Annotated in this window: 21 protein-coding genes; 13 read left to right on the plus strand and 8 right to left on the minus strand. The window is 61.9% G+C overall.

Going from position 1 to position 25,571, the window contains the following annotated elements; translation table 11 throughout:
* Window positions 1-110 precede the first annotated feature (110 nt).
* Genes Q0367_RS14265 through Q0367_RS14275 form a run of 3 tightly spaced genes read left to right on the plus strand, consistent with a single transcriptional unit; the run spans window position 111 to window position 2,385 of the window.
* On the plus strand, window positions 111-1,046 hold the full coding sequence (locus Q0367_RS14265) for an ABC transporter permease (protein ID WP_297634229.1): 936 nt from the start codon (window positions 111-113) through the stop codon (window positions 1,044-1,046).
* 51 nt (window positions 1,047-1,097) lie between these two features.
* Window positions 1,098-1,949, plus strand: coding sequence for an ABC transporter permease (locus Q0367_RS14270; protein ID WP_298983037.1), 852 nt, complete (start codon window positions 1,098-1,100; stop codon window positions 1,947-1,949).
* Between the two features lie 4 nt (window positions 1,950-1,953).
* Complete coding sequence (locus Q0367_RS14275) at window positions 1,954-2,385, plus strand: EamA family transporter (RefSeq protein WP_298983041.1); 432 nt, start codon at window positions 1,954-1,956, stop codon at window positions 2,383-2,385.
* A gap of 78 nt (window positions 2,386-2,463) precedes the next feature.
* Here Q0367_RS14275 and Q0367_RS14280 read toward each other — a convergent pair whose 3' ends face one another.
* Both Q0367_RS14280 and lspA read right to left on the minus strand, forming a co-directional pair.
* Window positions 2,464-3,477: an RluA family pseudouridine synthase gene (locus Q0367_RS14280; protein ID WP_298983043.1), complete on the minus strand. Its 1,014-nt coding sequence runs from the start codon at window positions 3,475-3,477 to the stop codon at window positions 2,464-2,466.
* Complete coding sequence (gene lspA, locus Q0367_RS14285) at window positions 3,477-4,004, minus strand: signal peptidase II (protein WP_297634217.1); 528 nt, start codon at window positions 4,002-4,004, stop codon at window positions 3,477-3,479. Before lspA ends, Q0367_RS14280 begins: the two co-directional genes overlap by 1 nt.
* Window positions 4,005-4,239: 235 nt before the next feature.
* Between lspA and Q0367_RS14290 the strand changes: the two genes are divergently transcribed.
* From Q0367_RS14290 to Q0367_RS14305, 4 genes are read left to right on the plus strand one after another with little or no spacing between them, the layout of a single operon-like run.
* Complete coding sequence (locus Q0367_RS14290; protein ID WP_297634214.1) at window positions 4,240-5,055, plus strand: carbon-nitrogen hydrolase family protein; 816 nt, start codon at window positions 4,240-4,242, stop codon at window positions 5,053-5,055.
* 37 nt (window positions 5,056-5,092) lie between these two features.
* A complete protein-coding gene (locus Q0367_RS14295) occupies window positions 5,093-5,617 on the plus strand; it encodes a hypothetical protein (protein ID WP_297634211.1) in 525 nt (174 codons plus the stop codon).
* 17 nt (window positions 5,618-5,634) lie between these two features.
* A complete protein-coding gene (hisH, locus tag Q0367_RS14300) occupies window positions 5,635-6,321 on the plus strand; it encodes an imidazole glycerol phosphate synthase subunit HisH (RefSeq protein WP_298983046.1) in 687 nt (228 codons plus the stop codon).
* Window positions 6,322-6,347: 26 nt separating this feature from the next.
* Window positions 6,348-8,228 carry a glycoside hydrolase family 20 zincin-like fold domain-containing protein gene (locus tag Q0367_RS14305; protein WP_298983048.1) on the plus strand — a complete coding sequence of 627 codons (1,881 nt, stop codon included), beginning with the start codon at window positions 6,348-6,350 and terminating at the stop codon, window positions 8,226-8,228.
* A gap of 110 nt (window positions 8,229-8,338) precedes the next feature.
* Here the strand turns inward: Q0367_RS14305 and Q0367_RS14310 are convergent, their stop codons facing one another.
* Complete coding sequence (locus Q0367_RS14310; protein ID WP_298983050.1) at window positions 8,339-9,268, minus strand: hypothetical protein; 930 nt, start codon at window positions 9,266-9,268, stop codon at window positions 8,339-8,341.
* 1,514 nt (window positions 9,269-10,782) lie between these two features.
* On the opposite strand from Q0367_RS14310, the gene Q0367_RS14315 reads away from it, so the two are divergent.
* The 3 genes from Q0367_RS14315 to Q0367_RS14325 all read left to right on the plus strand — a co-directional run bounded on the left by Q0367_RS14315 (window position 10,783) and on the right by Q0367_RS14325 (window position 15,171).
* Window positions 10,783-12,486 (plus strand): hypothetical protein, encoded by a 1,704-nt coding sequence (locus tag Q0367_RS14315; RefSeq protein ID WP_298983052.1) that lies wholly within the window; start codon window positions 10,783-10,785, stop codon window positions 12,484-12,486.
* Window positions 12,487-12,979: 493 nt separating this feature from the next.
* Window positions 12,980-14,260, plus strand: a complete 1,281-nt coding sequence (locus Q0367_RS14320; protein WP_298983054.1) for a carboxypeptidase regulatory-like domain-containing protein — start codon at window positions 12,980-12,982, stop codon at window positions 14,258-14,260.
* Window positions 14,257-15,171: a folate-binding protein YgfZ gene (locus Q0367_RS14325; protein WP_298983057.1), complete on the plus strand. Its 915-nt coding sequence runs from the start codon at window positions 14,257-14,259 to the stop codon at window positions 15,169-15,171. The genes Q0367_RS14320 and Q0367_RS14325 overlap by 4 nt, the downstream gene beginning before the upstream one ends.
* Before the next feature lie 126 nt (window positions 15,172-15,297).
* Here Q0367_RS14325 and Q0367_RS14330 read toward each other — a convergent pair whose 3' ends face one another.
* Together Q0367_RS14330 and Q0367_RS14335 are read right to left on the minus strand one after the other, a co-directional pair.
* A complete protein-coding gene (locus tag Q0367_RS14330) occupies window positions 15,298-16,239 on the minus strand; it encodes a LysM peptidoglycan-binding domain-containing protein (protein WP_298983059.1) in 942 nt (313 codons plus the stop codon).
* A gap of 169 nt (window positions 16,240-16,408) precedes the next feature.
* A complete protein-coding gene (locus Q0367_RS14335; RefSeq protein WP_298983061.1) occupies window positions 16,409-17,815 on the minus strand; it encodes an MBL fold metallo-hydrolase RNA specificity domain-containing protein in 1,407 nt (468 codons plus the stop codon).
* A gap of 213 nt (window positions 17,816-18,028) precedes the next feature.
* Between Q0367_RS14335 and Q0367_RS14340 the strand changes: the two genes are divergently transcribed.
* The gene (locus Q0367_RS14340) at window positions 18,029-18,664 is read left to right on the plus strand and encodes a hypothetical protein (RefSeq protein WP_298983063.1); all 636 of its coding nucleotides are present in this window, start codon (window positions 18,029-18,031) and stop codon (window positions 18,662-18,664) included.
* Between the two features lie 20 nt (window positions 18,665-18,684).
* Here the strand turns inward: Q0367_RS14340 and ppk1 are convergent, their stop codons facing one another.
* Window positions 18,685-20,943, minus strand: coding sequence for a polyphosphate kinase 1 (ppk1, locus tag Q0367_RS14345; protein WP_298983065.1), 2,259 nt, complete (start codon window positions 20,941-20,943; stop codon window positions 18,685-18,687).
* A 479-nt stretch (window positions 20,944-21,422) separates the two neighbouring features.
* Between ppk1 and Q0367_RS14350 the strand changes: the two genes are divergently transcribed.
* Both Q0367_RS14350 and Q0367_RS14355 read left to right on the plus strand, forming a co-directional pair.
* Window positions 21,423-22,481, plus strand: coding sequence for a CPBP family intramembrane glutamic endopeptidase (locus Q0367_RS14350; RefSeq protein ID WP_297634181.1), 1,059 nt, complete (start codon window positions 21,423-21,425; stop codon window positions 22,479-22,481).
* A gap of 21 nt (window positions 22,482-22,502) precedes the next feature.
* Entirely contained in the window at window positions 22,503-23,780 is a 1,278-nt protein-coding gene (locus Q0367_RS14355) for an MFS transporter (protein WP_297634178.1), read from the plus strand.
* On the opposite strand, the gene Q0367_RS14360 is transcribed toward Q0367_RS14355, so the two are convergent.
* Both Q0367_RS14360 and Q0367_RS14365 read right to left on the minus strand, forming a co-directional pair.
* Complete coding sequence (locus Q0367_RS14360) at window positions 23,746-24,054, minus strand: putative quinol monooxygenase (protein WP_297634175.1); 309 nt, start codon at window positions 24,052-24,054, stop codon at window positions 23,746-23,748. The genes Q0367_RS14355 and Q0367_RS14360 overlap by 35 nt on opposite strands.
* Before the next feature lie 173 nt (window positions 24,055-24,227).
* A complete protein-coding gene (locus Q0367_RS14365) occupies window positions 24,228-25,571 on the minus strand; it encodes a dihydrolipoamide acetyltransferase family protein (protein WP_297634171.1) in 1,344 nt (447 codons plus the stop codon).

The raw sequence follows: 25,571 nt of genomic DNA on the forward strand, positions 1-25,571 counted from the left end.
CCAGGCAATGGGATTTTCACGGACGTCATTTTTTGTCATTTTCGACGTGCACAAGCCTGTTTCCTGGAAGCAGACGACTGCAAAATTCTGCATGTTCTATGGGATGAACGATGGGACGTTACGTCGCCGTCCGTCTTTTTCATGGCGTCATTGTCATCTTTCTCATTAGCCTGCTCACCTTTGTCGTGATGCGCATGATGCCGGGCGACCCGGTCTATCTGCTCCTTGGCGAGGGGCAGGTGCGCATCTCAGAGGATCAAATTCAAGCGATCCGCGCCCGCTGGGGGCTTGACCGATCCTATCCCGAACAATATCTGATCTGGATGGGCAACCTGCTTACGGGCAACTTTGGAGAGTCGATCATCCGCACAGGCGTGCCGGTGCGAGATATGATTTTCGAGGCGATCCCCGTCACCGCTCAGCTGAATCTCTATTCGATGGCGCTGGCGCTGCTTTTTTCGGTGCCGATGGGGATTTGGGCGGCGGTCAAGCGCAATTCGATCGTGGATTATAGCTCCTCGGTGATTTCGGTGGTCGGCGTGGCGACGCCCAATTTCTGGCTTTCGTTGATGCTGATCATTGTCTTTTCGCTGATGTTACGCTGGCTGCCACCCTTCGGCCTCAAGTCCTGGCAGGGGTTTATCTTGCCGGTTATCGTGCTGGCGGTCGAGCAGATGGCGGTGTTTACGCGCGTCATGCGCAGTTCGACCATCGAGGCGCTCAAACAGGACTATGTGCGCACAGCCACAGCCAAGGGGCTGTCGCGACGGGCGGTGATCCTCAACCATGCCGTGCGCAACGCTTTGCTGCCGCTGGTGACGGTCATCGGTTTCAATATCGCCTTCCTGTTGAGCGGCACCATTGTCGTCGAAACGATCTTTGCCTTGCCCGGCGTCGGGCGCCTCTTCACCGACTCGGTCTTTCGTCTCGACTATCAGGTGGTGCAGTCGCTCGTCGTCATCCTGGCCGTGCTGGTCGTCGTCGCCAACTTGCTCACCGATCTGGTCTACGCCTTCATCGATCCTCGCATTCGTCTGAGCCGTTAGAGATCGAACATGGCCGTCACTTCTTCGCGAACCCGGTTGTCTGCAGCTGCGATGGAATCCAGGCATCGCTCCGAACTGGAGAACGCCTGGCGGCGCTTCGCCGCCAATCGCGTGGCGCTGGTCGGGTTAAGCCTTTTGACTTTCATTACGCTCATCGCCCTCTTTGCGCCGTTTGTGGCGCCCTATGACCCGATCAACGATATGGACACCAGCCTGCGCGGCTGCCCTCCTTCAAGGGAGCACCCCTTTGGCTGCGACCATTTGGGCCGCGATCTACTGAGCCGCGTCATTTTCGGCGCGCGCATCGCGCTGATCGCCGGCGTCGGCGCCACGATCATCTCTGTGGTGATCGGTGTGGTCGTCGGCGCGCTGGCGGGTTTTTTCGGCGGCTGGGTCGACACGGTGCTCTCGCGCATCATCGACACACTGATGTCCTTCCCCATCATTGCGCTCTTGATCGTTCTCGCCGCCGTCCTGGGTCCGAGCCTTCTGACGACGGTGATCGTGATCGGCGTGACCGTCTGGTCTCGCTATGCGCGCGTCGTGCGCGCCGAAGTGCTGAGCCTGCGCGAACGCGACTTCGTCCTCGCGGCCTACGCCTCCGGCGTGCGCAACTGGCGCATTATCTGGCGTCATCTCATCCCCAACGTCATGGGGCCGGTGATCGTGTTGGCGTCGCTCGGCGTCGGAGGCATCATCATTCTGGAGGCGGCCCTTTCCTTCCTGGGCCTTGGCGTGCGACCGCCGACGCCTTCCTGGGGCGCCATCCTCGCCGATGGCCGCGCCTATATCCTGCGCTATCCTCACATCGCTTTTTTCCCGGGCCTGATGATTGTTATCACTGTGCTCGCCTTCAACTTTGTAGGCGATGGCCTACGCGATGCACTCGATCCGAAGGAGTAATCTCATGGTTGACAGTCGCAATCTTTGGCTTTTCTTCGCCTTTTTATCCGCCCTGTTCGCCGCCCTGACCACGATCCTGGCGAAGTTGGGCGTCCAGGGCGTCAGCTCCAACCTGGCGACCGCCGTGCGCACCATCGTGATTCTGCTGATTGCATGGGGATGGGTCGCAGCTACAGGTGAAATTCATCAGCTCGGCGAGGTGAACCGCGTCACCTTGCTGTTTCTGGTTTTATCGGGAGTCGCCACCGGCCTGTCCTGGCTTTTTTATTTCCGCGCCCTGCAGAGCGGCCCGACAGCCATCGTGGCAGCCATCGACAAGTCAAGCCTGGCGTTGGTCTTGATCCTCTCCGCCCTGGTCTTGCATGAGGCGATGACCTGGAAAACGGTGCTCGGCGTTCTGTGCGTCGTCGCCGGGATTCTGATCGCCACCTTATGAGCTAGGGGATTCTCCGTCGTCTTTCGAGAGTTCCGGGCTTTCTAGAAAAACAGCGCGCAAGCCGGGATAGTGCAGCCTTCAGAGCTTCTGCAATCGATCCAACACGGCTTGAAGATCGGGCGGCAGCGGCGACGTGAATTCATGCACTTCGCCGTCCCCGGGGAGGCGCAAGCGCAACTTGTGCGCATGTAAGAAGTGGCGGTTCAAGACCAGGCGCTGCCGTTTGAATCCGTAGAGGACGTCCCCCACGACCGGATGCTGGAGCCAGGCGAAGTGGACGCGGATCTGATGCGTGCGGCCGGTGTGGGGCTCGGCGCGCACCAGAGAGAAGGTGGCGAGTGCGTTGCCGGCGCCCTGCAGCGGCGCAGCGTAGACGGCGAGCACTTCATAGTCGGTGACCGCCTCGCGTCCGGACGAAACGCCGGAGAGGGCGTCGGGCGGCAGGACGACCTGGCGAGTGTGATGGGTAGGATGGCGCCCGATGGGCGCGTCGATGCGGCCGCGCGCAGGCGTCAGGCGGCCTTCGACCAGCGCCAGGTATTGCTTATAGACGGTGCGATCCTTGAATTGCGCCTGCAAATAGCGATGCGCATAGTCGTGCTTGGCGACGACGATCAGGCCGGAGGTGTCCTTGTCGAGCCGATGGACGATGCCTGGCCGCTGTTCCCCGCCGACCCCTTCGATCTGCGGACAATGATGAAGCACGGCGTGCACGAGGGTGCCGCTGCCATGCCCCGGCGAAGGGTGGACCACCATGCCCGCCGGTTTGTCGATGACGAGGAGATCGTCGTCCTCGTAGACGATGGCGAGCGAGATGGCTTCAGGCTCCAGCGCCCTTTCCGCCGGAGGGGGCGGCGCCTCGACGACGATCTGCTGCCCCGGCTCGACGCGTTGGCCTGCTTTCACCGTTTGACCGTCGACGCGCACAAGCCCCTGGCGAATCCAGCGCTGAATTTCGCTGCGGCTGCGCTCAGGCAAGCGGTCGGCCAGCCAGCGGTCGAGACGCTGACCTGCATCGCTCTCAACTTGAAATATCCAGGGCGCTACGCTCTCTGCGGCGGGCATGGTCGGAGAAAAGCGAGGGCTGTGCACTACCCGCGTTCGATCGCTTCCTCGATGCTTTCCTGCGCCTTCTGTCGGCGATGTTTGCGCACGTCGTCGATGACGACGTAGAGGCCCAGCCCGATCACGCCGATGACGATGGCGCTGTCGGCGATGTTGTAGTTGGGCCAGTAGTAGACGCCGGGGATGCCCATCTTGATAAAGTCGGTGACGTAGCCTTGCGTGATGCGGTCGATGACGTTGCCGACCGCGCCGCCCAACATCAATCCCAAGAGTAGACGCACCGGCCAGTCCTCGGTCGGCAAATAGCGCACGTAGGCGAGGATGCCGACCACGACGACGATGGCGACGATGATGAACAGATTGCCCATGTTCTGCAGAATGCCGAAGGCCGCGCCGTAGTTGTGGACGTGCTCGAAGATGAAATATTCTCCCAGCGCCGGGATTGGAATCACCGACGTGTAATCCGGGATAGAGCGGCGCACCAGCTCTTTCGTCCACTGATCGAGTGCAATCACGATCCCCGCCACCAACAGCACCAGCCAGGCTCTGCTCATCCAGTGTCTCAATCTGTTCTGCATGGTCTCTTCACTTTTCCCTGAAATCTTTCACAGCGCTTGTCGGCCCCCCGGCGATCCATCGCAAGCATTGTACCGCAGATGCGCCAAAGTGGTGAATTTTTCATCTTGTGCTATGATCGTGAAATTATTGCATCGCTTCCGTAGGATTGTTTCCGCAAGCGGGGCGAGAGCAACATTTCTCAACACCACCAGGCCGTCAGGAGTGATTTGTATGCCGCGTGAAGTGACCGTCGCTCTGGTGCAGATGGCGCCGGAGCTCGCCAACCCGGAGGCGAACCTGCGCAAGATGGGCGACTTTATCGAAAAAATCTGCACCGAACAGCGCACAGATTTGATCGTTTTTCCGGAACTGAGCTACACAGGCGCGGAGCTGGGGCTGCGCGCCACCGACCTGGCCGAACGCGTGCCCGGCCACGCCACCAACTATCTGGCCAAGCGCGCCAACGATTTCAACGTCTATGTCGTCTTCGGCATGGTGATCAAGGAGAAGGTGGAGAGCATCCTTTATAATGGCGTCGTCTGTCTGGGGCCGGAGGGCGACGTTGTGGCGGATTACCGCAAAGTCCATCTGTTGGGTGAAGAGCGCCAAGTCTATCGCAACGGCTTCCGCTTCCAGATCGTTGACGCCGAATGGGGGCGCTTCGGGTTGATGATCGGGACGGACCTGGCTTTCCCGGAGGCGGCCCGCTGCATGACCCTCGACGGCGCCGAGTTGGTGACGCTGAGCGCCAACTGGGAGGAGCAATACGCCGACTCATGGCGGGCGCATCTGATCAGCCGCGCCTGCGAAAACTCTATCTTTGTCGCCGCCGCCAATCGGGTTGGCGAAGAGCCAACCATGCGTTTTATGGGGGATAGCCTGCTGGTCGGCCCCTCGGCGGAGATTTACACGGTGCTCGACCAGCCGATCGAAGGCTACGCCGTCGCCACCATCGACCTGGATCAGGTGCGGGTCGTGCGCGAGGAGCGACAGCTCATTCAATATCGCGAGCCGCTTGCCTACCGCGCCATTGTGCGCAAATATTAGACAACGGAGGGCGGCTGACGACAGGGTCATCGACATCATGGGTCAATCGTTAACAATGATCGCCAGCGGCGAATGGAATCGCCATCCCGGGCTGATCGACTACCGCGCCGAGTGGTTGAGCGATCTCCTGGTCGAACGCGCCACCTGCGCCCCCGATGCCGCCGTTCAACGCATCAATCACCACGTCGTCGCCGCACCCGGCTATATCTGGTTTCGCTTCTGGTTGGCGAACGGGCAGCACGTCATCGAGAAATACTTCGACAATCTCGGACGGGCGATCGGCATGTACGCGCGCATCGGCATGGCGCTGCCGCACCGAGGTCGCGGCTTCACGATGTTGAACCTCTTGTTGGGGCTGTGGATCACCGAGGACGCGCGCGTCACCGTCCTGCATGAAGAAGAGTTCGACGAAGCGGTGAAGTCCGGCCTCATTTCGCCGGTGGAGGCGGAGCACGCGGAACAGCAGATCCGCGAGCTGACCATGGCGATCGCCAACAGGCGCTTCCCGCCGCCGATCGTGCGCAATCTGGCGCTCATGACGCCGGACCACGATGCTGCATAGCTTGGAGGGATTCAATCATGATTGCCATCATCGATTACGGCGTAGGCAACCTGCGCAGCGTGTACAAAGCGTTCGAGACGGTCGCCGCCCCGCTTGGCATTGCGGTGGACATCGTCGAGCGGCCGGCCGATTTCACCCGCTGGCGGGCCATCGTTCTGCCGGGCCAGGGGGCCTTCGGCGACAGTGTCAACAACTTGCGTCGCCAAGGCTTTGAACGGCCGCTGCTCGACGCCGTGCACAGCGGCGTGCCTCTGCTTGGCATCTGCGTGGGAATGCAGCTCCTCTTTGACTCAAGCGAGGAGATGGGCCAGCATGAAGGATTGCATCTGATCCCCGGCGCAGTGCGACGTTTTCCAGACGATATGCCCGATCCCATCCATCCAGGACGCAGCCTGCGCGTGCCCCAGATCGGCTGGAATCAACTCCATCTTCGCCAGCGCGACCCGCTGCTCGACCACGTGCCGGACGGCGCCTACGCCTATTTTGCGCACAGCTACTACTGCGACGCCGCCGATCCGAAGGCTGTATTGGCGACGACCGACTACGGCATCGATTACCCGAGCATCGTGCGCTATCGCAACGCCTGGGGCGTGCAGCCTCACCCAGAGAAGAGTCACACCGTCGGCCTGCGCATCCTGCGCAACTTCATCGCCATGGTGGCGGAGCAGACGGCGCTCCTGTCACCTGAAAGCTCTACCACCTGAAAGATTGCGTTAGGGAGAAACATACTATGATCCGAGATTTCGTCTTTTTGCCGAATCCGCGGCGTCTCGAATTTTTGGGCGAGGCGTTTCCACTCAAAGCAAACGCTTTGATCTGCGTCCAGGCCCCGGCGGTTCATGAAAATTGGTTGGCCGCGCGGCAGCTGCAGCAGGCGCTCCACGCCATCCCTGGAGTGGATTGGGAGATCGTCGGCGGAGCGACCGCGCCGGCGGAGCAGATCGGCGCCGTGCTCACCGTCACGCCTTCCGCGACCGTTCACCCACAGGGCTATCAACTCACCGTCGCCCAAGAGGCGATACACCTGGTTGCGTCCACGCCCGCCGGCCTTTTCTACGGCGTGCAGACGCTGCGTCAGTTGCTCGCCCAGTGCGGCCGTCAGGTTCCTACGCTGCGCTGCAATGACTGGCCGGACTACCCCAACCGCGGCGTCATGCTCGACGTCAGCCGCGACAAGGTTCCCACAATGGCGACGCTGCTGGAACTGGTGGACTTGCTCGCCTCCTGGAAGATCAACCAGCTCCAGATCTATTTCGAGCATATTTTCGCCTATCGCAACCATCCGACCGTCTGGCAGGAGGATTCACCGTTCACCGCCGAAGAAATCGTGGAGCTGGATCGCTTCTGCAAGGAGCGTTTTATTGAGCTCGTCCCCAATCAGAACTCCTTCGGCCATCTCGAGCAATGGCTGGTGCGCCCCGAGTACATCCATCTCGCCGAGGCGCCGGAGGGATGCGACACGCCGTGGGGCCCGCGCGACAAGCCGTTCAGCCTGCAACCGACGGAAGAGAGCCTGAACTTTCTCCGTTCGCTCTACGATGAATTGCTGCCGAACTTCAGCAGCCGCCAGTTCAACGTCGGCTGCGACGAGACCATCGATCTGGGAAAAGGTCGCAGCCGGGGACTGGCGGAGGAGATCGGCGTCGGTCGACTTTATTTGAATTTCTTGCGCAAGATTCATCGAGAGGTGCAGAGTCGCGGCTATACGATGCAGTTTTGGGGCGACATCATCGTCGAACATCCGGAGCTGGTTGCCGAGCTGCCGCGTGACGTCGTTGCACTTGAGTGGGGCTACGAAGCCAACCATCCCTTCGACGAGCATGGCGCGCTCTTCGCCGCCTCCGGCATTCCCTTCTATGTCTGCCCTGGGACGTCGAGTTGGAACTCCATCGCCGGACGCACGACCAACGCCATCGAAAACATCCGCAACGCTGCTGCCAACGGTCTCAAACACGGTGCGGTCGGCCTGCTCAACACCGACTGGGGCGACCACGGCCACTGGCAGCCCTTGCCGGTCAGCTATCTGGGGCTGGCGGTTGGCGCGGCGCACGCCTGGGCGCATGACGCCAATTGCGCCCTCCCCCTTCAGGATGCGCTCAGCCGCTTCGCCTTTCGCGACGAAACGGGCATCATGGGGAGGCTCGCCTACGATCTCGGCGACGTCTATCGTCTCACCGGCGTGACGATGCACAACGCCAGCATCCTTTTTCGCATTCTCCAGGCCACGCCGGCGCAGATCGTCGAATGGCTGCGCGCCAATGCCGTCGGCGACCTGCCGCAACGGCTGCGCGCTGTGCTCGACGCCATCGACGGCATCATGGGCAATCTTCATAATGCATCCATGCAGCGCGATGACGCCGAATTGATTCAACGGGAGTTCACCTGGGCCGCCGACATGTTGCGTCACGCCTGCTGGCGCGCGCTCTGGGCGCTGAACATCGAACGCCGCGTCGAGAACGACGCCCTGCGCCAGTGGCTGCTGCAGGAGGCGGACAAATTGTTGCCGGAGTTTGAGGCGATCTGGCACGCGCGCAACCGACCGGGAGGGTTTGCGCGCAGCATTGCACGGCTGCAGCGCATGCGCAACGACTACGCGGAGGCAACGCTATGATTGGAGGAGCGTCAGCGCAACGAGGAGCAAAAAGGCCAGCGCCAGCACAGCGACCTTCCAACCGTCGACGCCGGGGTCGATAAAGGGACGGCGCTTGAAGAAGTGCTTGCTCATCGTCGCCCCCTTTCCTGGGAGGCCGCCAGGGTGGCCGCTTCCTGGCGCCATTGCTCGTAGTCGATCGGCTTCGCTGCATCTGGAGTGAACGTCAGCATCCGCAGTTCATCGAGGGTGAGCGCAGCGAGCTGTGTATATCGTGTAACGCCTACGGCCTTAAGCCGCTCTGCATGGGCGGGCGTCAGGCCGGAGATTCGCGTAAGATCATCTTCACAAAGCGCAGCGTCGTGCGTCAGACGAGGTTCGGAGCACGGCGCATCCTCGCCCGTGATGGCGCTGCGCACCTGACGCACAAATTGCACCATCGCCTGCACCACCCGCACCAACATCCACTCTGTTCGACTGGTGATGACCGTAGTGTAGATTTTGCCCTGTCGCATGGGCGGGGCGGCGACCTCATCCTGGCAGGCAGCGGCTTCGCCCGAAGGAGAAGGTTCGCCCTCGCTCTGAGCTGCGTCAATCGCAGTCACCGAGAGGCGTTCCCTTTGCATCCCTGTGCGCTCATCGGTCGCCATTGCTGCGGACGCCTCCGCCGGAGCCGTCTCTGCAGGGGAAAGCTGGATTTGTTCGTCCATCGAGGCGGAGGATTTTGTCTCAGGCTGAGGCGCAGCCACGCTGCCCTGCGCCGACGGAGGAGTTTCTCGGGTTGGCTCCGCTTGCTCCGCGTTCTCGCGTCCGGTCGGCTCCGTTCGCGACGCTTCGGGCGGCGCCTGGTAACCGTTTGGGAACACGAAGTAGACGGACTCGCGGCGTTCGCCGGCGGGGGCTGACGGCGCCTGCGATGGAGCGTCGGCCGCAGGCGTCGCTCCCGCCCGTTCGAGGTGCAGCGCTGCAAAAGGCTGCTGCGCTGCCTCCTCCCCTGTTCTGCTCGTCTGTGAGGTGGCCGGTGATCCTGAGCCTGGCTCCACCGCGGCGGCATGTTGCATTGTTTCAGGCGACGCGTCTTTTGTGGGCGAGAGCTTCTGGAATTTCTGCGTTTCGCTCGGGACAGAGGCGGCGAGATAGGGAGCGCTTGAAGAGGTGGACGCTGTGCGCCTCGCTTGCGAAGCTTCTGCGGCGCTTGAGCGCTCCTGGGCAGGAGCGGAAGTTACAGGTTCCGTGGGCGTCGGACGCCCGGCTTCGGGAGGCGCCGATTCCTCTTGCAGTGGAGACGAGGCTGTCAGTTCGCTGCGCTTCAACTGTGCATCCTCATCAAGGCTCGTTGAATCCTTCTGAGGACGAAGGGAAATTGACGGTTCGAGCTCCTCTGCTTGCGCAATTTCGGTGCGGCTCGGGGGCGCCTGCGAATGGGACGAGGCGACAGCTTCAACGCGACCGGGTTGCGGAGCCTCAGAGAGGACTGAGCGAGCTTGTAGATGTGACGAAGTTGCAGCCTCGACGCGCTGTGATTGTGCATCTTCGGCGAGGCCTGAGTCGGTCGCCTGGGAGGGAGGCGGGGTCAACGGTTGAGCGCGCCTCGATGATTCATCTTCTTCGGTAGGACTTGGTTGCTCCTGTGGAAGGGACAACATCGACGGCTCGATGCGTCTCCGCCGCACATCCTCGGGCAGGCTCGGGCGCTCCTGTGTATAGAAAGAGGGTGCAGGCTCGATGCGTCTCGCAGGTTCTTCTGCAAAGGTGGATTCCCTATAGGCTTCGCCCTGCGAAACCGCAGGAGTCTGCGACCGATCCGAGGCCGAAGTCGGCTGTTGCACTGCGACGGAGCGGAAAGACGCTGTCGCGGTTTGGGGATGCGCCGAGCCGGCGGCTGATTGATCCGGTGAAATTCCCTGCCGGTGCAGTTTGGGGTTTACGGAAGTCAAGGGCGCCGGTGCGCTCCCGACGCTTCTGAGAGCTGTTTGCGGATGTGAAACGCTCCCACTGAAGGGAGACGCAACGGATGGCTTCTGCTCCCGTGAACGCTCTTCTGTAAGGTTTTCCTCAGTTTCCAAGAAGACGGGCGGCTTTTCAAAACGAGGTTCGCTCCAATCGCCTGCCGTGTTGACGTTCGACTGCGAAGCGGCTGCCGCATAGGTGCGCACTGTAGCCTCCAGCTCGGCGACATAGCGGTCGCGGATCGTCGTGCGCTTGCGCCGAAAATAGAGCCATTCCCAGAGGGTGGACACCCCAAAGCCGAGGATGAAACCGGCCAGGAGATGCCACCAAAAAGAGTCTGTCATGGTGTCGTCCTCCGCAGAAACGCGATTCAGACGCAACGAGCTGAACAAATATGCGAAGTCAACGTAATCATACAACGTGCAGATCGGGATGTCAACGCATTTGGAAGATGCTTCCGCGAAGAGCGGGAATGTATTTTTCGCGAAGAGCGGGAATGTATTTTTGAGAAGGGCGCCTGCTCTGTACGAGTGAGTTGCAGGCGCCGGAAAAGCGATTCAACCTCGGCTCGCCTGGAAATCGCTCGTCGGTTTACAATGTGTTGACATAGGAAAGGAGTCACGGCATGTTAAAACGCATTCGGTTGTTGATCCTGGCCCTCGTTGCGTTGGGAGCGACGGTGGGAATGTACAGCGTCCTTTATGCGAGTGACGCAACCTGCACCGGCGTCATCGGTGTGCAACGGTTCGAGAATCTGGAGGTGCCGGCAGGCGCCGCCTGTACGCTGAACGGCACGCGCATCGACGGCAACATCAAGGTTTATAATAATGCTACGTTGACCGCCAATGAGATCGTCGTCGGCGGCAACATTCAGGCGGAGAACGCCGCCTCCGTCACGGTCAACAGTTCAAGGATTGGGGGCAGCGTTCAGATCAAGCAGGGCGGCGGCGCCACGGTGGATCAGACGCAGGTGAATGGAGATATTCAGCTGGAATCGAACAGCCGCGCGCTCAGCGTCACCTTCAACCGCGTTGGCGGCAATATTCAGGTGTTTCAGAATCGCGGCGGCGCCACCATCAGCGACAACGTGATCAACGGCAATTTACAGTGCAAAGAAAACGCGCCTGTCCCAGTCGGCGGACGCAACCGGGCAGCCAGCTATGAAGATCAGTGCGCCGGTTTTGGAGGAACGCCGAACCAGCCCACCCCCACTTCGACGCCCTCTCCCTCGCCTACGCCCGCCCCAACCGCCACTCCAACGCCAGGGGGAGATGAAACTTGCGTTGGAGTCATCAACGGAGGGCGCTTTGAAAACCTCGAGGTGCCGGCGAATGCCAGTTGCACCCTCAATCGAACGGTCGTCGACGGCAACATCAAGGTGAAGACGGGCGCTACGCTCCACGCCATCGAGGTGAGCGTGGGCGGCAACATTCAGGCGGAGGGCGCCGCTGCCGTCACGGTGAACAATTATGCGCAGGTCGGTGGCAGCATCCAGATTAAGCAGGGCGGCAGCGCCACGGTGGAGCAGGTGAAGGTGAACGGCGACATTCAGTTGGAGTCGAACCGCGGCGCCTTGCTTGTCGAGGCCAACCGCGTGGGCGGCAATATTCAGGTCTTCCAAAATATCGGCTTTGCCACGATCTTCGACAACATCGTCGACGGGAATCTGCAATGCAAAGAGAACAATCCGGCTCCGATCGGCGGGAGGAATGTGGCCGCCAGCTACGAAGATCAATGCGCCGGATTCGCCGGTGAACCGGTCACGCCGCCGGCGCCAACCCCGGGACCGAGTGGAATTGAATGTCGAGGAGTCATCGGTGCACAACCGGTTGCGAATCTGATGATTCCCGATAACGCCAATTGCATTTTGCAGGGCACGCGCATCAGCGGCGACATCATTGTCGGAGCGAACGCAGCGCTACAGGGCAGCGCAGTCAACGTCGCAGGCAACGTGCGAGCGCAGGGGGCCGCCGTTGTCACGCTCAACAACAACTCCGTCGTCGATGGCGACGTTCAGGTGCGGCAAAGCAAAAGCGCCACGCTTGACCAGGTGTGGGTCGGTCGCAACCTGCAGCTCGAGTCCAACGACAGCGCGCTGACGGTGACGCGCAATCGAGTGGCCGGCGATATGCGGGCAACCGGCAACCGCGCCGGCGTCGTGATGCGCAACAACAAAGTGAGCGGCGTGCTTTACTGCAGCGCCAACCAACTGCAGCCCATCGTGGACGCCAATCAGGCCGGCGCCTCCCAGGATCAGTGCGCTCAGTTCAATCAAATTAATCTAAGGGTGTATCTCCCCTCCGTCAGCCGTTGGTCCGTCAGCCGTTAGTTGCAGCGTGCAAATCCGTTATTTTTAGACGGAACGCCTGCCTGGAAATGCGAAGCGTCCAGGCGGGCGTTTCACTTTTCACAAAGCTCTGCAAACGCGCTGTGCTGCGACATTAATGAAGCCCGGGGCCCCCGTTTGAGCCAAGGATTTTGACCAAGAACTCTTTTCCCTTGTGTTAGAACTCACCTTACGCAGTTGGCTTTGTTTTGGGAAGGCCCTCACCCCTGGCCCCTCTCCCAACCTTGGAGAGGGGAGAAGGCGCGTCATAGGTGCGGCTATCAGCCGCATGCTCTTTGATGGCCCGCAAGCCTTGGGGAATGCAAGGAAGCGCAGCTCGCAGCTGCGCCTACGGATTGCTGAACAATCACGCTCTTTCTGTGTGCTATAATTTCGCACAACGATGCACTGATAGACGCTTCATCAGCCTGAAGCATGATTTGTCTCGTCACCGGCGCGCATGAAAAAGATTGGCTGTTATTGGGGGTTTCATCCTTTGCCACTGCACCATGTGCTCCTTTTTTGCGCGCTGTGGCTCGCCGGCTGCCAGCCCTCGCCTCAGTCGAATGTGCTAGGCTATACGATCTCCACCTGGCTGGGCACGCAGCCGCCGCCGGTCAGCAGTGCGCCGCCCGGTGCGCTGGTGGGCCGCATCCTGGACGAGGCAGGCAGACCCATCGCAGGCGCTTCGGTCATTGTGGCGCAACCAGACGGCCTGCCGCATCACGCCCTCACCGACGCCGATGGCGTGTATTCCATCGCGGGCGTCCCGCCGGGTCAATATGTGCCGGCTGCGGTGGCGCCGGGCTTTGCTGAAGCGGCGTTGACCGGCCTTTTCGGTCTTCCCAAGCTGGTGACGATCCGGTCGAACGCCGTCACACAGGCGCCGGCGCTCACATTGAAGCCTTATCGACCAAAGCCCCTGCCGGACAACCTCGCCGAAGCCATCCACCTGCGACAGACGGCCGTTTACACTGCGACCGCTGCATTCCCCGAAAACGCGGCAGCCGACGTCGTCGCCTACGCTTTCGATTTTGAAGGCGCCGTCGTCGATACGCTGCGCCTCTATCTGCCGAAAGGCCATCCGGGCGATGCGCCGCTGCCGCTGCTCTTCATGGTCTATCCTTCTCCGGTCGACAACTGGCAGGACGTGAGCGTCGCTTTCGCTTCAGAGCGGTACGCCGTCGTAGCCATCTCTCCGACTGCGGCGCGCGGCGTTGACGCCGAGGCGCACGCGCAAGACGCACGCGTGGCGCTGGCGCTGGCGCGCAGCGGCGCATTCGGCCCGGCGGTCGGCGACAACCGCCCCATGGCAATGGGCGGCAGCTTCAGCAGCGCCATTCTCTCACGGCTCTTGCGCTCCGCCGGTGATGAACTGACCGGATGGGTGACGGTCGGCGGGCTGGCGAACGCCTTCACCGCCGCACATGATTTTTATATGGGGCGCATTTCTATTCCCCCGCCTTTTGAGCTGCTCGTCCCTGCGCTCGGCCCGCCCAACCTCTACCCATTGCCTTTCTTGATGTTCTCACCGGTCTATGTCGCCGGCGAGCTGCCGCCCACCATGATCATCCATACGGCGGCCGACGAGATTTTGCGCATCGAGCAGGCGTATGAGCTGGCGGAGGCGGTGGCTGCGGCCGGCGTTCCGCTGGAGACGTACTACTACGAAGATGAAAGTCACTACCTCGGCATCGGAGCCGATCTGACGGACGCCGGCCGCGAAATATTCTATCGGATCCTTGACTTTCTTGAACGATACGGAGAGAAGCCATGAGCGAGCCATCCATCACATTTTCTGCACCTGCGTACGATGCGCTTCTTCACGACGTCGTCGTCTGGAAGCCCGCCTCCGCCGAAGTGTTGTTGCTGGAAGACGCCGACCGCGTCGACTTTCTCCAGCGCATGACGACCAACGACATTAAACGTCTGCGCGTCGGCGAGAGCTGCGTCACCATCCTGACCAGCCCCACCGCCCGGATCTTGCACGTGTTCACGGTGCTGGCCGATGCGGAGGCGCTGTGGCTCTTGCCTGCGCCCGGCGACGCAGCTGCGCTGGAACGCCATCTGCGTGGGCAAATCTTTTTTATGGACAAGGTGCGCGTGCGTAGACCGGATGCGCCTCTCCTTCGTTTTCGATTGATCGGGCCCCGGGCGCAGGCGGCGCTTGCCCGGATCGGCCTGGTTGCGCCTCCAGAGCGAGAAGGGGAGTGGAGGCGACTCAATGACTTGGCCGTTCTTAAACAGGAGAACTATGACCTGCCTGGCTATGAGGTGATCGCGTCGCCGGAGCGCATCGAGGCCATTCTGGAGCAGCTTCAAGCTCCTTTGCTGGACGAAGCCACCTATACAGCGCGACGCGTTGAATTAGGACGCCCTGCCCCTGGCGCAGAGCTGACCGCGGAATACAATCCGTTGGAGGCGGGCATGGCCTGGGCCTGCGCAGAGAACAAAGGCTGCTACACCGGTCAGGAGATCATCGCCCGACAGATCACCTACGACAAAGTCACGCGTACGCTGGTCGGACTGCGCAGCGCAGCTCTGTTGGCGCCGGGCGCAGCGGTCGCGGCGGAGGGCCGCGAGGTCGGGCGCGTCACCAGCGCCGCCTTCAGCCCCCAACTGCAGGCGCCTGTGGCGCTGGCTATTGTCAAACGGCCGTATAACGCCGCGGGACGACTGTCGTCGTGAACGGCGTTGAGGCCACGGTCGCTGCCTTGCCCTTCATCGACGCAAGTGATCGAGCCTAAAAACAAAACCCGGAGGCAGCCGAGCGCTCCTCCGGGTTTTGGAAGGTTCATTCACGCCCCTTCACGCTTACAATTTTGCATATCTCACATAGATCACGGAGACGCCGCCTTCCTGGAAGTACTCGATCCGGATCGTATGCCAGCCGGTGTCCAACGCAATGTCTCCGAACACACTGAGCGCAGGTCCAACGCGCCACGCATCGACCACCAGCCTGTCGTCCACGTAGATGCGCACGCCGTCATCGACCGTTGCGAAGAAGCGGTAGGTTCCCGCCGTCAGCCAGGCGGTCTGCGTCCATTTGACGCTGAAATTGGTCGTCGGCATGCCGCCGCCCGGGCCAAAGGTTCCCCAATCGAATGCAATGGCGTTGTCTTGCCGCACAAAGACAGGCGGCGGCGCAAAGTCCTTGTTGGCGTAGTATTCACCGAACCACACCCCGTGCGTTGGTGGAGGCGGCGGTGGAGGCGGTGGGGGAGGAGGCGGAGGCGGTGGCGGAGGAGGTGGTGGGGGCGGCGGTGCATATCCGCTCGGGATGCACAGGCGCGTGCCGGCCACAATGCGATTCCAGTTCCAAATGCCGTTGCACTGGGCAATCGACTGCATGCTCACGCCGTACCAGCGCGCAATGCCGCTCAGCGTTTCGCCGTGACGGACGAGGTGCCAGGTGCGGCAGGCGCAGACCGGCCCGCCGATCGGCGGCGCCGCCGGGCCGGGAATGCACAACCGTTGTCCTGCATAGATGCGGTTGGGATTCCAGATGCCATTGGCCTGCATGATAGCCTGGATGGTGACGCCATAGTGTGCAGCGATTCGGGAGAGCGTCTCCCCGTAGCGCACCGTATGGTAGCAGGTGCATCCCCATCCTGACTGCGCTGTAGACTGCGCCGCCGACTCAGGGGGCGCCGCCAACGCCGCACCTGGAAGCAACGCGCCGAGCAGCGCCAGCGCCATCATGAAGGCCAGCAAGGTGCGCCCGAAGCGACGCAACGATGCTGGAGACAGCTTCATAGTTTCAACTCCTTTCCTTGACCAATTCATGAGATGCCTGTTGTTCGAGTTATGCGCCCAATCATGTTGTATGCCCAACGCAGTCGACGTGCTTCTGCGTTTCCCTCAACGCGTGACGCCGAATCTTCGTTGAATCCGATCAGAAATGGCCGCTCACCATTGAAGACGTTCAAAACTCAAAGAAGTCACCGCGCGCCGGCGTATGGACCTGGCGGAAGCCTTTTTCCTGCAAGAGCTGATGCAACGTCTCCATAGCGGAAGGTTCTCCATGAACCAGGAAGAGTTGTTGCAGCTTTTGTCGGTTCAAGGTGGAAACCCAGTTCAGCAATCCGCGTTGATCGGCGTGCGCACTGTAGCCTTCAATCGACTCCACCTCCGCCCGCACTTCATAGGTTTCTCCGAAGATGCGCACGCGCTTTTCGCCATCTTTCAGACGACGCCCCAGCGTATTCTCCGCCTGGAAGCTCACGATCAGTACGGTGTTGCGCGGGTCCTCGATGTTATTCTTCAAATGGTGCAAGATGCGCCCATTTTCCGCCATGCCATTGGCGCTGATGATAATGACCGGATCGCTCAGATTGTTGAGCTGCTTGCTGCGCCTGACGTCGCGCACGTACTCGATCAGCGGATAATCGAACGGGCTGCGTCGCTCCCCTTCCATCAGAAACTGGCGCACTTCGTCGTTCCATGCTTCAGGATGCATGCGGAAGACGTCGGTGGCGTTCACGGCCAGTGGGCTGTCGACGAAGACGCGGATGGCAGGGATGTCGCCGCCGGCGTCGAGCTGATTGAGTGCATAGACGAGCTCTTGCGTGCGCCCTACGGCGAAGGCGGGGATGATCACCTTGCCGCGCCGTCGCGCCGTCCTGTTCACCACGTCGCGCAGTCGTTTGCGCGCATCGGCGTAGCTCTCATGCAGCCGATCGCCATAGGTGCTCTCCATTATGACGATATCCGCCTCGTCAAAGTTCTGGGGCGGTTGTAAAATTGGGCTGTCCCAACGGCCGATGTCTCCGCTGTAGAGCAGCCGCCAGGATTTGCCGGTGTGAAATTCACGGATATCTAACTGCACGAAGGCGGCGCCTAGAATGTGCCCGGCCTGCACGAAGGTGAGCTGCACGCCGTCGGCGATGCGAATGGGCCGCTGGAATCCGACGCCGATGAGCTGCTCTAATGAGGCGAGTGCATCCGCCTGCGTGTACAATGGCTCAACCGGCGGCTCATTGCGCTTGCGGCGCTGTTTGTTGAGATAGGCCACATCCTGTTCATGGATGTGGCCGCTGTCCATTAACATGTAGCTGCAGAGGTTGCGCGTGGCCGCTGTGCACCAGACGTCGCCGCGGAAGCCTTGTTTGCACAAGTTGGGAAGATTGCCGCTATGATCGATGTGCGCATGGCTTAACACCACGGCGCTCACCGTAGCAGGATCGAACGGCAGGTGAAGGTTGCGCTCATAGGTGTCGGCGCGGTGCCCCTGAAACAGGCCACAGTCGAGCAAAATACGCTCGCCATTCACCTCAAGCAGGTGCATCGAGCCGGTCACTTCTCTTGCCGCACCAAAAAAAGTGAGCCGCATGCAGCGAGGTTTCCTTTTTGGTTCCTTTTCAATGACGCCGGCTGCGGAAACGCTGCTGTCCTGGTGGTCATACGAGCATTTCTGCTATGCAAGTTGCTATTCTTATTGCATATTGTAATGCATTTTGAAATAAGTTCAACCCCCAAAATTTCGATCCGGGTTGTCTTTTTGTCGTGCGTCGATGACAGTGGTTTGTTCGAGAGGGGTGATGCCATGCAATCGAACATAGTGAGTCGTCTCTCTGCAGCCACCCTCACCGCCGCCGTCCTTTATTCCCTGTTCGTCATGCGGCCTGGCCTGCGCATTGTCGGCGTTTCGTTTCCGCGGCAGGCATGGATTCTGGAGCATCCTTTTTTGTGGAGCCTGGGTCTGTGGCTGTGGCTGGCCGTTATTGTCGGCTGGGTGGGAGTGCTGATCTCGCTGCTGGGGGCGTATGCGCCTCTTCACCGCATCTCGACAATGCTGCAGTGCACCCTGCTGCTGATCGCCGCGGCGCTGGCGATTGCAGGCCTCGCAGCGTGGATGACGGCGCTGCCGGCCGCACTGCAGCTGCCATCGGTGAACGAGCTGCTCACGTTGGTGGATGGGTTGGCGCTGGGGCTGTTGGGCGTAGGAGCGCTGCTGGGCGGCGTTGCGACGAGCTGGGCGGCGCTCGCTCTGATGCGCTTCAGCCCGTTGCAGAAGCGCTGGGTGACGATGGCTGCGCTGGCGGGGGCGCTGATGGCCCCCTCGCCCTTCCTGCTGCCTTTTCCCTGGCATCTGTTGGCGGCCGCCATCTGTTGGTGGGCCTGGACGCTGCATTTAGGGGCGCCGCGCCGCAGGTCGGACGCCGATCCCGCGGCGCGTTGACCCCATCGCCCAAATAGGTGCTACCCCACGAGCGTCGAGGTCATGCGCGTGTGCTGCATCAGATAGTTCTGCACGCCGCCCGCCTCCAGGGCGTTGCTGCCCACCGACGGCTGTCGCTGTCGATAGCGGCCGTCCGGCAACAGCTCCCAGGCGTGGCGTTGGTCGTTGAGCGAGCTGTGCAGGATCATGTGCAGATATTCCTGGAGCCTGGGGTCTTCGATCGGCGCCGCCGCTTCGATGCGGCTGCTGAGGTTGCGGCGCATCCAGTCGGCGCTGCTGATGTAGTAGCGCGGGTCGCCGTTGTTGGCGAAGTAGAAGATGCGCGAATGCTCCAGATAGCGACCGATGATGCTGATCACGCGGATGTTCTCGCTGACGCCGGGCAGCCCTGGGCGCAACCGACAGTTGCCGCGCACGATCAGGTCGATGTTCACGCCGGCCTGGCTCGCCTCATAGAGCTTGCGCACAATGCTCGAGTCTTCAAGCCCGTTCATTTTGGCGATGATGCGCCCTTCCCGCCCGGCCAGCGCATGGGCGATCTCCTGGTCGATCAACTCCAGGATGTGCTGACGCATGTTCACGGGCGCCACCAACAGCTTGCGATAATCCACCTGATAGCTGTAGCCGGTCAAGTAATTGAAAAGGTCCATCAGATCGGCGGCGATCTCCGGGTTGCAGCTCAGGAGGCCGAGATCGGTGTAGGTGGAGGCGGTTTTGGCGTTGTAGTTGCCGGTGCCGATGTGGAAGTAGGCGCGCAAGCCGTCCTCCTCCTCGCGGATCGCCAGCGACATTTTGCAGTGCGTCTTGAGGCCGACCAGCCCATAGGCGACGTGGCAGCCCGCCTCTTCGAGCTTGCGCGCCCACTCGACGTTTTTGGCCTCATCGAAGCGGGCTTTGACCTCGACCAGCACGGCCACCTGCTTTCCACGGCTGGCGGCGTCGATCAGCGCCGCAATGATGGGCGAGTTGTCCGAAGTGCGATAGATGGTCTGCTTGATCGCCAACACCTGCGGGTCGCGCGCGGCGGCCTCGACGAAGAGCTGCGTCGTCGACTGGAAGCTGTGGTACGGGTGATGCACCAGCAGATCGCCTTGACGGATGGCGCTGAAGAGCTCGCCGGTGCGCCCCTTGCTGCTGATGCCGACCAGCCTGGAGGGGACGGTCGGCGTGTAGGGCTCGTATTTCAGGTGCGGCAGGTTGATTTCCGCCAGCGCAAAGAGGTCGGGACGGCGCAGCAGCCCATGCACAAAGTAAACGTCGTCGTTCTCGAGGTGCAGCTGACTCTGGAGCAGCGGCAACGCCTCCGGCGGTGCGTTGGCGTCGACTTCCAGGCGCACGACCGGCGCAAAGCGACGTTCGCGCAGCTCCTCGCTGATCATGTCGAGGAGGTCGTCGGCCTCCTCCTCGTTGCGCGCCAGGTCTGCATTGCGGGTGACGCGAAAGGGAAAAGCGGCGACGATCTCCATGCCGCGGAAGAGCGTATCGAGGTGGGCGGCGATTAATTGTTCGAGGGGCAGAAAATGCATCTGCCGTTGCAGCGGCACCCAGCGCGGGCGCGTGGGCGGCACCTTGACGCGCGCAAACTGGCGTTCGCCCGTCGACGGATCGATCAGCACGATGCCGAGGCTCAGGCTGAGGTTGCTGATGAAGGGGAAGGGGTGCCCTGGGTCGACCGCCAGGGGCGTCAGGATCGGGTAGACTTCGTTCAAAAAGTATTCTTGCAGCCGCTTGCGCTCCGCCTCGTCCAACTCGTCGTAGTTCACCAGTCGGATGCCGTGTTCGGCGAGCTGGGGAAGGATGTCTTCATGTAGACATGCGCTTTCGATCGTGACCATCTCGCGCACGGCGCGCGCGATCAGCGCCAGTTGCACGTCGGGCGCCCACCCCTCCAGCGTGAGGTTGGCCATGCCGGCGGCTTTTTGCCGCTTCAGGCCGCCGACGCGTTTGCTGAAAAATTCGTCGAGGTTGCTGGAGGTGATGGCGATGAATTTGAGCCGCTCCAACAGCGGGGTGCGCGGGTCAAACGCCTCGCGCAGCACGCGCCAGTTGAAGTCGAGCCAGCTCAGCTCCCGATTGTACACTTCATCCGCCGTGCTGAGCGCGTCGAGCGAGAGCGACGCCAGGTCGAAGCTCGGGCGATAGACCGGGTTTAGAGGCAACGTGTGGGTGCGCTCCCATTCCTGCAAGAAACTTTGATACACCTCGGCCAGGGCGCCCGGCGCAGGCACGCGCGGGGTGATGTAGCGCAGCGAGGTGCGCTGGGACTCTTCACGCGCCATCGCCGACTCCACCGGGAACGAGGGGCTTCCTCTATCGAGAATGGAAGCGGGTGGCGTTGAGGTTTGAGAGGGTCGCCGCTGCGCCGACGCTCCTTTTCTCCTGCGCTGAACCGCGGTTGGAGTCTTCTTTGCATGTTCCAGGGAGGTCGTATGCACTGCAGCCGCGCCATTGATCTGATTGCGCATGGCTTCACCGCTCTGGGCGGATGACCCGTCGCCGTCCGTCATTTTGATTCCTCCTCGAAAAGATGCAGGTTTTTCGTGCACTCTGCTCAGCGATGGAAAGGTAGTCTATCGCACTCTTCCGAGTGTGTCCAACGCAGCCTGGGCGCATTTGGTTATGAATTTGTGTTGGCGGTAGACTTAAGCAACTGCTGAACAATTTCGCAGGCAGGGCGTGTTGGAAGAGCGAGGCTCCAAGGCGTCAACATCTTCGTCCGTCCAGGTCGCCGTCGATCCATCCAGAAAGGCGCTTCACGATGGTTGAAACGATCGGTGTCATAGTGCAATTTTTGCCGGTGATTTTCATTTTATTCGTGGCCAATCTTGCACAAAAGCTGCGAGAAGAGGAGCAGCCCTATGTCGCGCTTGCGGCGCTCGCCTACGCCATGGTGGCGCTGATCCACGCAGCGTTGGCGCTGTTCGGCGTGATGGCGCTGTTGGCTCCGCTCGGCTTGCAGGCGCAGCCGGAGCTGCAGGCCCAGATGGAGGAGATTCTGCCGGTGCGATCCTGGGCCTGGTTGGGTTGGGGGATGCTGCTCCCTTCGTTGTTGGGGTTGGCGTTGCTGACGAAGCCGGCGCGTCGCGGGGTCGCCCGTTTTTCTCGTTTAGACGCAGACAATCCCTTGCACGCAGTCAGCAGCTCTATGAGCATGTTCATCCCCGTCTATTTGAGCGTCACCCTGGGCATCGGTCTGGACAATCTCTCCATGCAACTGGCCGCTCGCGCCGAAGAAACCGGTCAGCCGCCGGTGACGATCGGGTTTTTGTGGGTGCAGACGACGCTTTTTGTCTTCATTGCGTTGATCGGCGTCGGTTGGCTGACTCGTCTCTCATTGCGCAGGGCGCTCGACCGTCTCAACATCGTCAAACCCAGCGGCCGGGAGATCGCAATCGCAGTCGGATGGGCGCTTGTCATGGTGCCAACGGTGATGTTGTTGGAGGCCGGCGCCCGCGCCGTGGGGTTAGGCGTCGACGCCGACGTTGAAACGCTGACCGAGCAGCTGATCGGTCCGCTCTTTCAAAGCCCTTGGGGCATCATTTCGATTGGATTGGCGGCCGGCATCGGCGAAGAGGCTCTCTTTCGTGGGGCGATGCAGCCGCGTTTTGGGCTGATTGCGACCTCTTTGCTCTTCGCGCTGGTGCATAGCAACTATGGGATCACGCTGGCGACCGTTGTTGTTTTTCTGTTGGGCATGATGCTCGGCTGGCTGCGCATCCGCTACAACACATCAACCGCCATGATTGCGCACGCCGTCTACAACTCCACGCTGGCGCTGATGGCCGTGACCGCCGCCCAGTTCCTCAACAACCAGTAGAAAGGCTTTCCTTCGCGCATCGTGCAACGGAAACGGCTTGTTCTTTCTCAGGCTCCCCCTGCTGCGCCGGCCCGCTCCATCGACTGGCGTCGCAACCTCGTCGTCCTCTCCGTCGTTCAGGCTTTTTCGACGTTGGGCTTTGGTCTGATCTTTCCATTTCTTCCCCTCTATGTGCGCGAGCTGGGCGTCAGCACGGGCGGCAGCCTGGAGTTTTGGGCGGGCATGGCTTTTTCCATGCAGGCGCTGACGATGATGGTCGCCTCGCCGATCTGGGGGGTGATCGCCGACCGCAGCGGTCGCAAGTTGATGCTGGAGCGCGCCACCCTGGGCGGCGCCATCCTGCTGGCGGCGATGGGCTTTGCGCAGAACGCCGAGCAGCTTGTCCTGTTGCGCGCGCTGCAGGGCGCCACCACCGGCGTGATCGCCGCCAACAACGCGCTGGTCGCAGCGCAGACGCCCAAGGAGCAGAGCGGCTTTGCGCTTGGCGTGCTCAACATGGCGCGCTGGATCGGCGTCTCCGGCGGCCCGATCGTGGGCGGCGTCCTGGGCGAATTTTTCGGCTTCCGCGAAAGCTTCTGGATCACGGGCGCGCTGTTGGGGATCGCCGGTCTGGCGGTCGTCTTTTTGGTGGAGGAGGACTTTCAGCCCGTCGAGCGCTCGCAGCGCCCGGGCTTTTGGGCCAGCTATCGAGCGCTGTTCGCCGCGCGCGAGATGCGCGGCCTCTACGCGCTTGCGTTCTTGCGCAGCCTCGGCGCCACCATCACGTTGCCCTTTATGGCGCTCTTTGTGCTGACGTTGAATCGGGGAGAGACGACGGGCGCCACCGCCATGACGGGCTTGATCATCGGCGTCTCCGCCTTCACCAGTGCAGCCAGCGCCGTCTATTTGGGGCGCCTGGGCGACCGCATCGGCCATGGCCGCGTGCTGGTGGGGTCGGCCATCGCTTCGGCGCTGCTCTACGCTCCGCAGGTCTTTGTGACGTCTGTGTGGCAGTTGGCGGTCTTGCAGGCGCTCAGCGGCGTGGCGATGGGCGGTCTGATTCCGTCGATCGCTGCCCTGATGAACCTCTATGCGCCGGCGGGCAGCCAGGGCGTCACCTACGGTCTGGACAACAGCGTGCAGGCGTCGGGGCGCGTCGTAGCGCCGATGACGGCGGCGGCGCTGGCCTCGTGGGTGGGTTATCATGGCGTCTTCGCCGGCGCAACATTTTTCTACGCGGTCGCTGCGGTCGTCGCCATCCTCATCACGCGGCGCTCGCCCTCGCTCAACCCCAGCCTGCGTCCTCCGGAAAGAGGTTGACGTACTTGACGCTCGTGCGCGGGACGGCCATCATGGCGGCGACGGCGTCTCGCCACTTGGCGTAATGGGCGGTCTCCTTGTGTCGCGCCGGATCGTCGGGCGTGCGATAGACCTCGACCAGCACGAAGTGGGTGGGATCCGCCTGATCTTGAAGGACGTCGAAACGGGCGACGCCCGGCTCCTGGACGCTGGCGCGTGCGTTCTCCAGTGTGGCGGCGATGAAGGCGTCGATGAATTCGGGCTTCACGTGGACGTCGACGTGGACGATGAGCATGGTGGCCTCCCTGAAATTTTCGGGCGTTGGGCTTCGGGCAACGATTGACTGCAATTTTACCAGATTTCTACGTGGATTCTGTTTTACTGGAAACGGGTTGCGCCCTTTCTGCGTCGATTGCCATCCCTCGAACGCCGGCTTCTGACGCCTGGACCTGCACTGCCCGGGTTGGTTCAAAGCAACAGCCGCGCCGGCTCCTCCAACAGCCGTTTCAGCTCCGCCAAAAAGGCCGCGGCGATTGCGCCGTCGATGACGCGATGATCCGCCGACAGGGTGACCTGCATCATCCGCCGCGGCTCGAAGGCGGCGCCATTCCAGAACGGCTGGACCTGCGCCCGCCCGACCGCCAGAATCGCCACCTCCGGCGGGTTTAGAATGGCGGTGAAGTGCTCGACCGGATACATGCCGAGATTGGAGAGGGTGAACGAACCGCCGCTCACTTCATCGGGCGTGAGCTGACCGGTGCGTGCGCGCGCCGACAAGTCGCCGATGCGCGCCGCCAGCGCCGCTAAACCGAGCGTCTCGGCGTTGCGCACCACAGGCACGAGCAGCCCATCCTCCACCGCCACAGCCACGCCGAGATGCACCGACTCATGCTGCGTGTAGACAAGCTGCTCGCCATCGAGTCGCAGCCAGGCGTTGAGGCGCGGATGGCGTTGCAACGCAGCGGCGACCGCGCGTGCGATCCACACCGTCAGCGTAAGGCGTCCGCCTGCGGCCTCGACGTCGTCGGCCAGCTCCTTCGTCAGCGCGTCGATGCGCGTCAGATCGATGGAGGTCGTGAGGAAGATGTGCGGCGCGTTTTGCCAGCTCTGGCTGAGGCGGGAGGCAATCGTGCGCCGTTTGCCGCGCAGCGGCTCGCCCACTGCCGTCTCCCCCGGCGTCCCGGGCTGCACGCCGATCGCCTCTTCCTTCTCTCTTCTCTCCCCTCTTTTCTCGCTGCTCAGCGCTTTTTCTACATCTGCAGCCTGAATGCGTCCCTGCGGCCCGCTGCCGGTGAGCGCAGCGAGGGCGATGCCATGCTCCCGCGCCAGCCGACGCGCGGCAGGCGTTGCACGCACCCGCCGCGTCTCATCCTCCTGCGGCTGCGCGCGTTGTGGAGCCTGCGCCTGGAGCGCGCCGGCGACGTCGCTTTTTACGATGCGCCCTTGCGGTCCGCTGCCTGTCACCTGCGTCAGGTCAACGCCGGTCGCTGCGGCCATGCGCTGGGCGACCGGGCTGACGCGCACGCCGGCGGAGGGTGCCGACGATGGACGAGCCTCAGCCGCAGCGACCTCCTCAGGCGCAGCGATCAGGGCGATCACGGTCGTGACCGGCACGGTGGCGTCGGGGCCGTAGCGGACGTCGGTCAACACGCCGCTGGCCGGCGCTTCGACCTCCATGTCGATCTTGTCGGTCTGCACCTCCAGGAGCGTCTCGCCCTTTTCGACCCGCTCCCCCTCCTGCTTGAGCCAGCGAATGATCGTGCCTTCTTCCTGCGCCATGCCGAACTTGGGCATAATGACGGGCGTGGCCAT

The organism is uncultured Caldilinea sp., assembly GCF_937128415.1.
Taxonomy (GTDB): Bacteria; Chloroflexota; Anaerolineae; order Caldilineales; family Caldilineaceae; genus Caldilinea.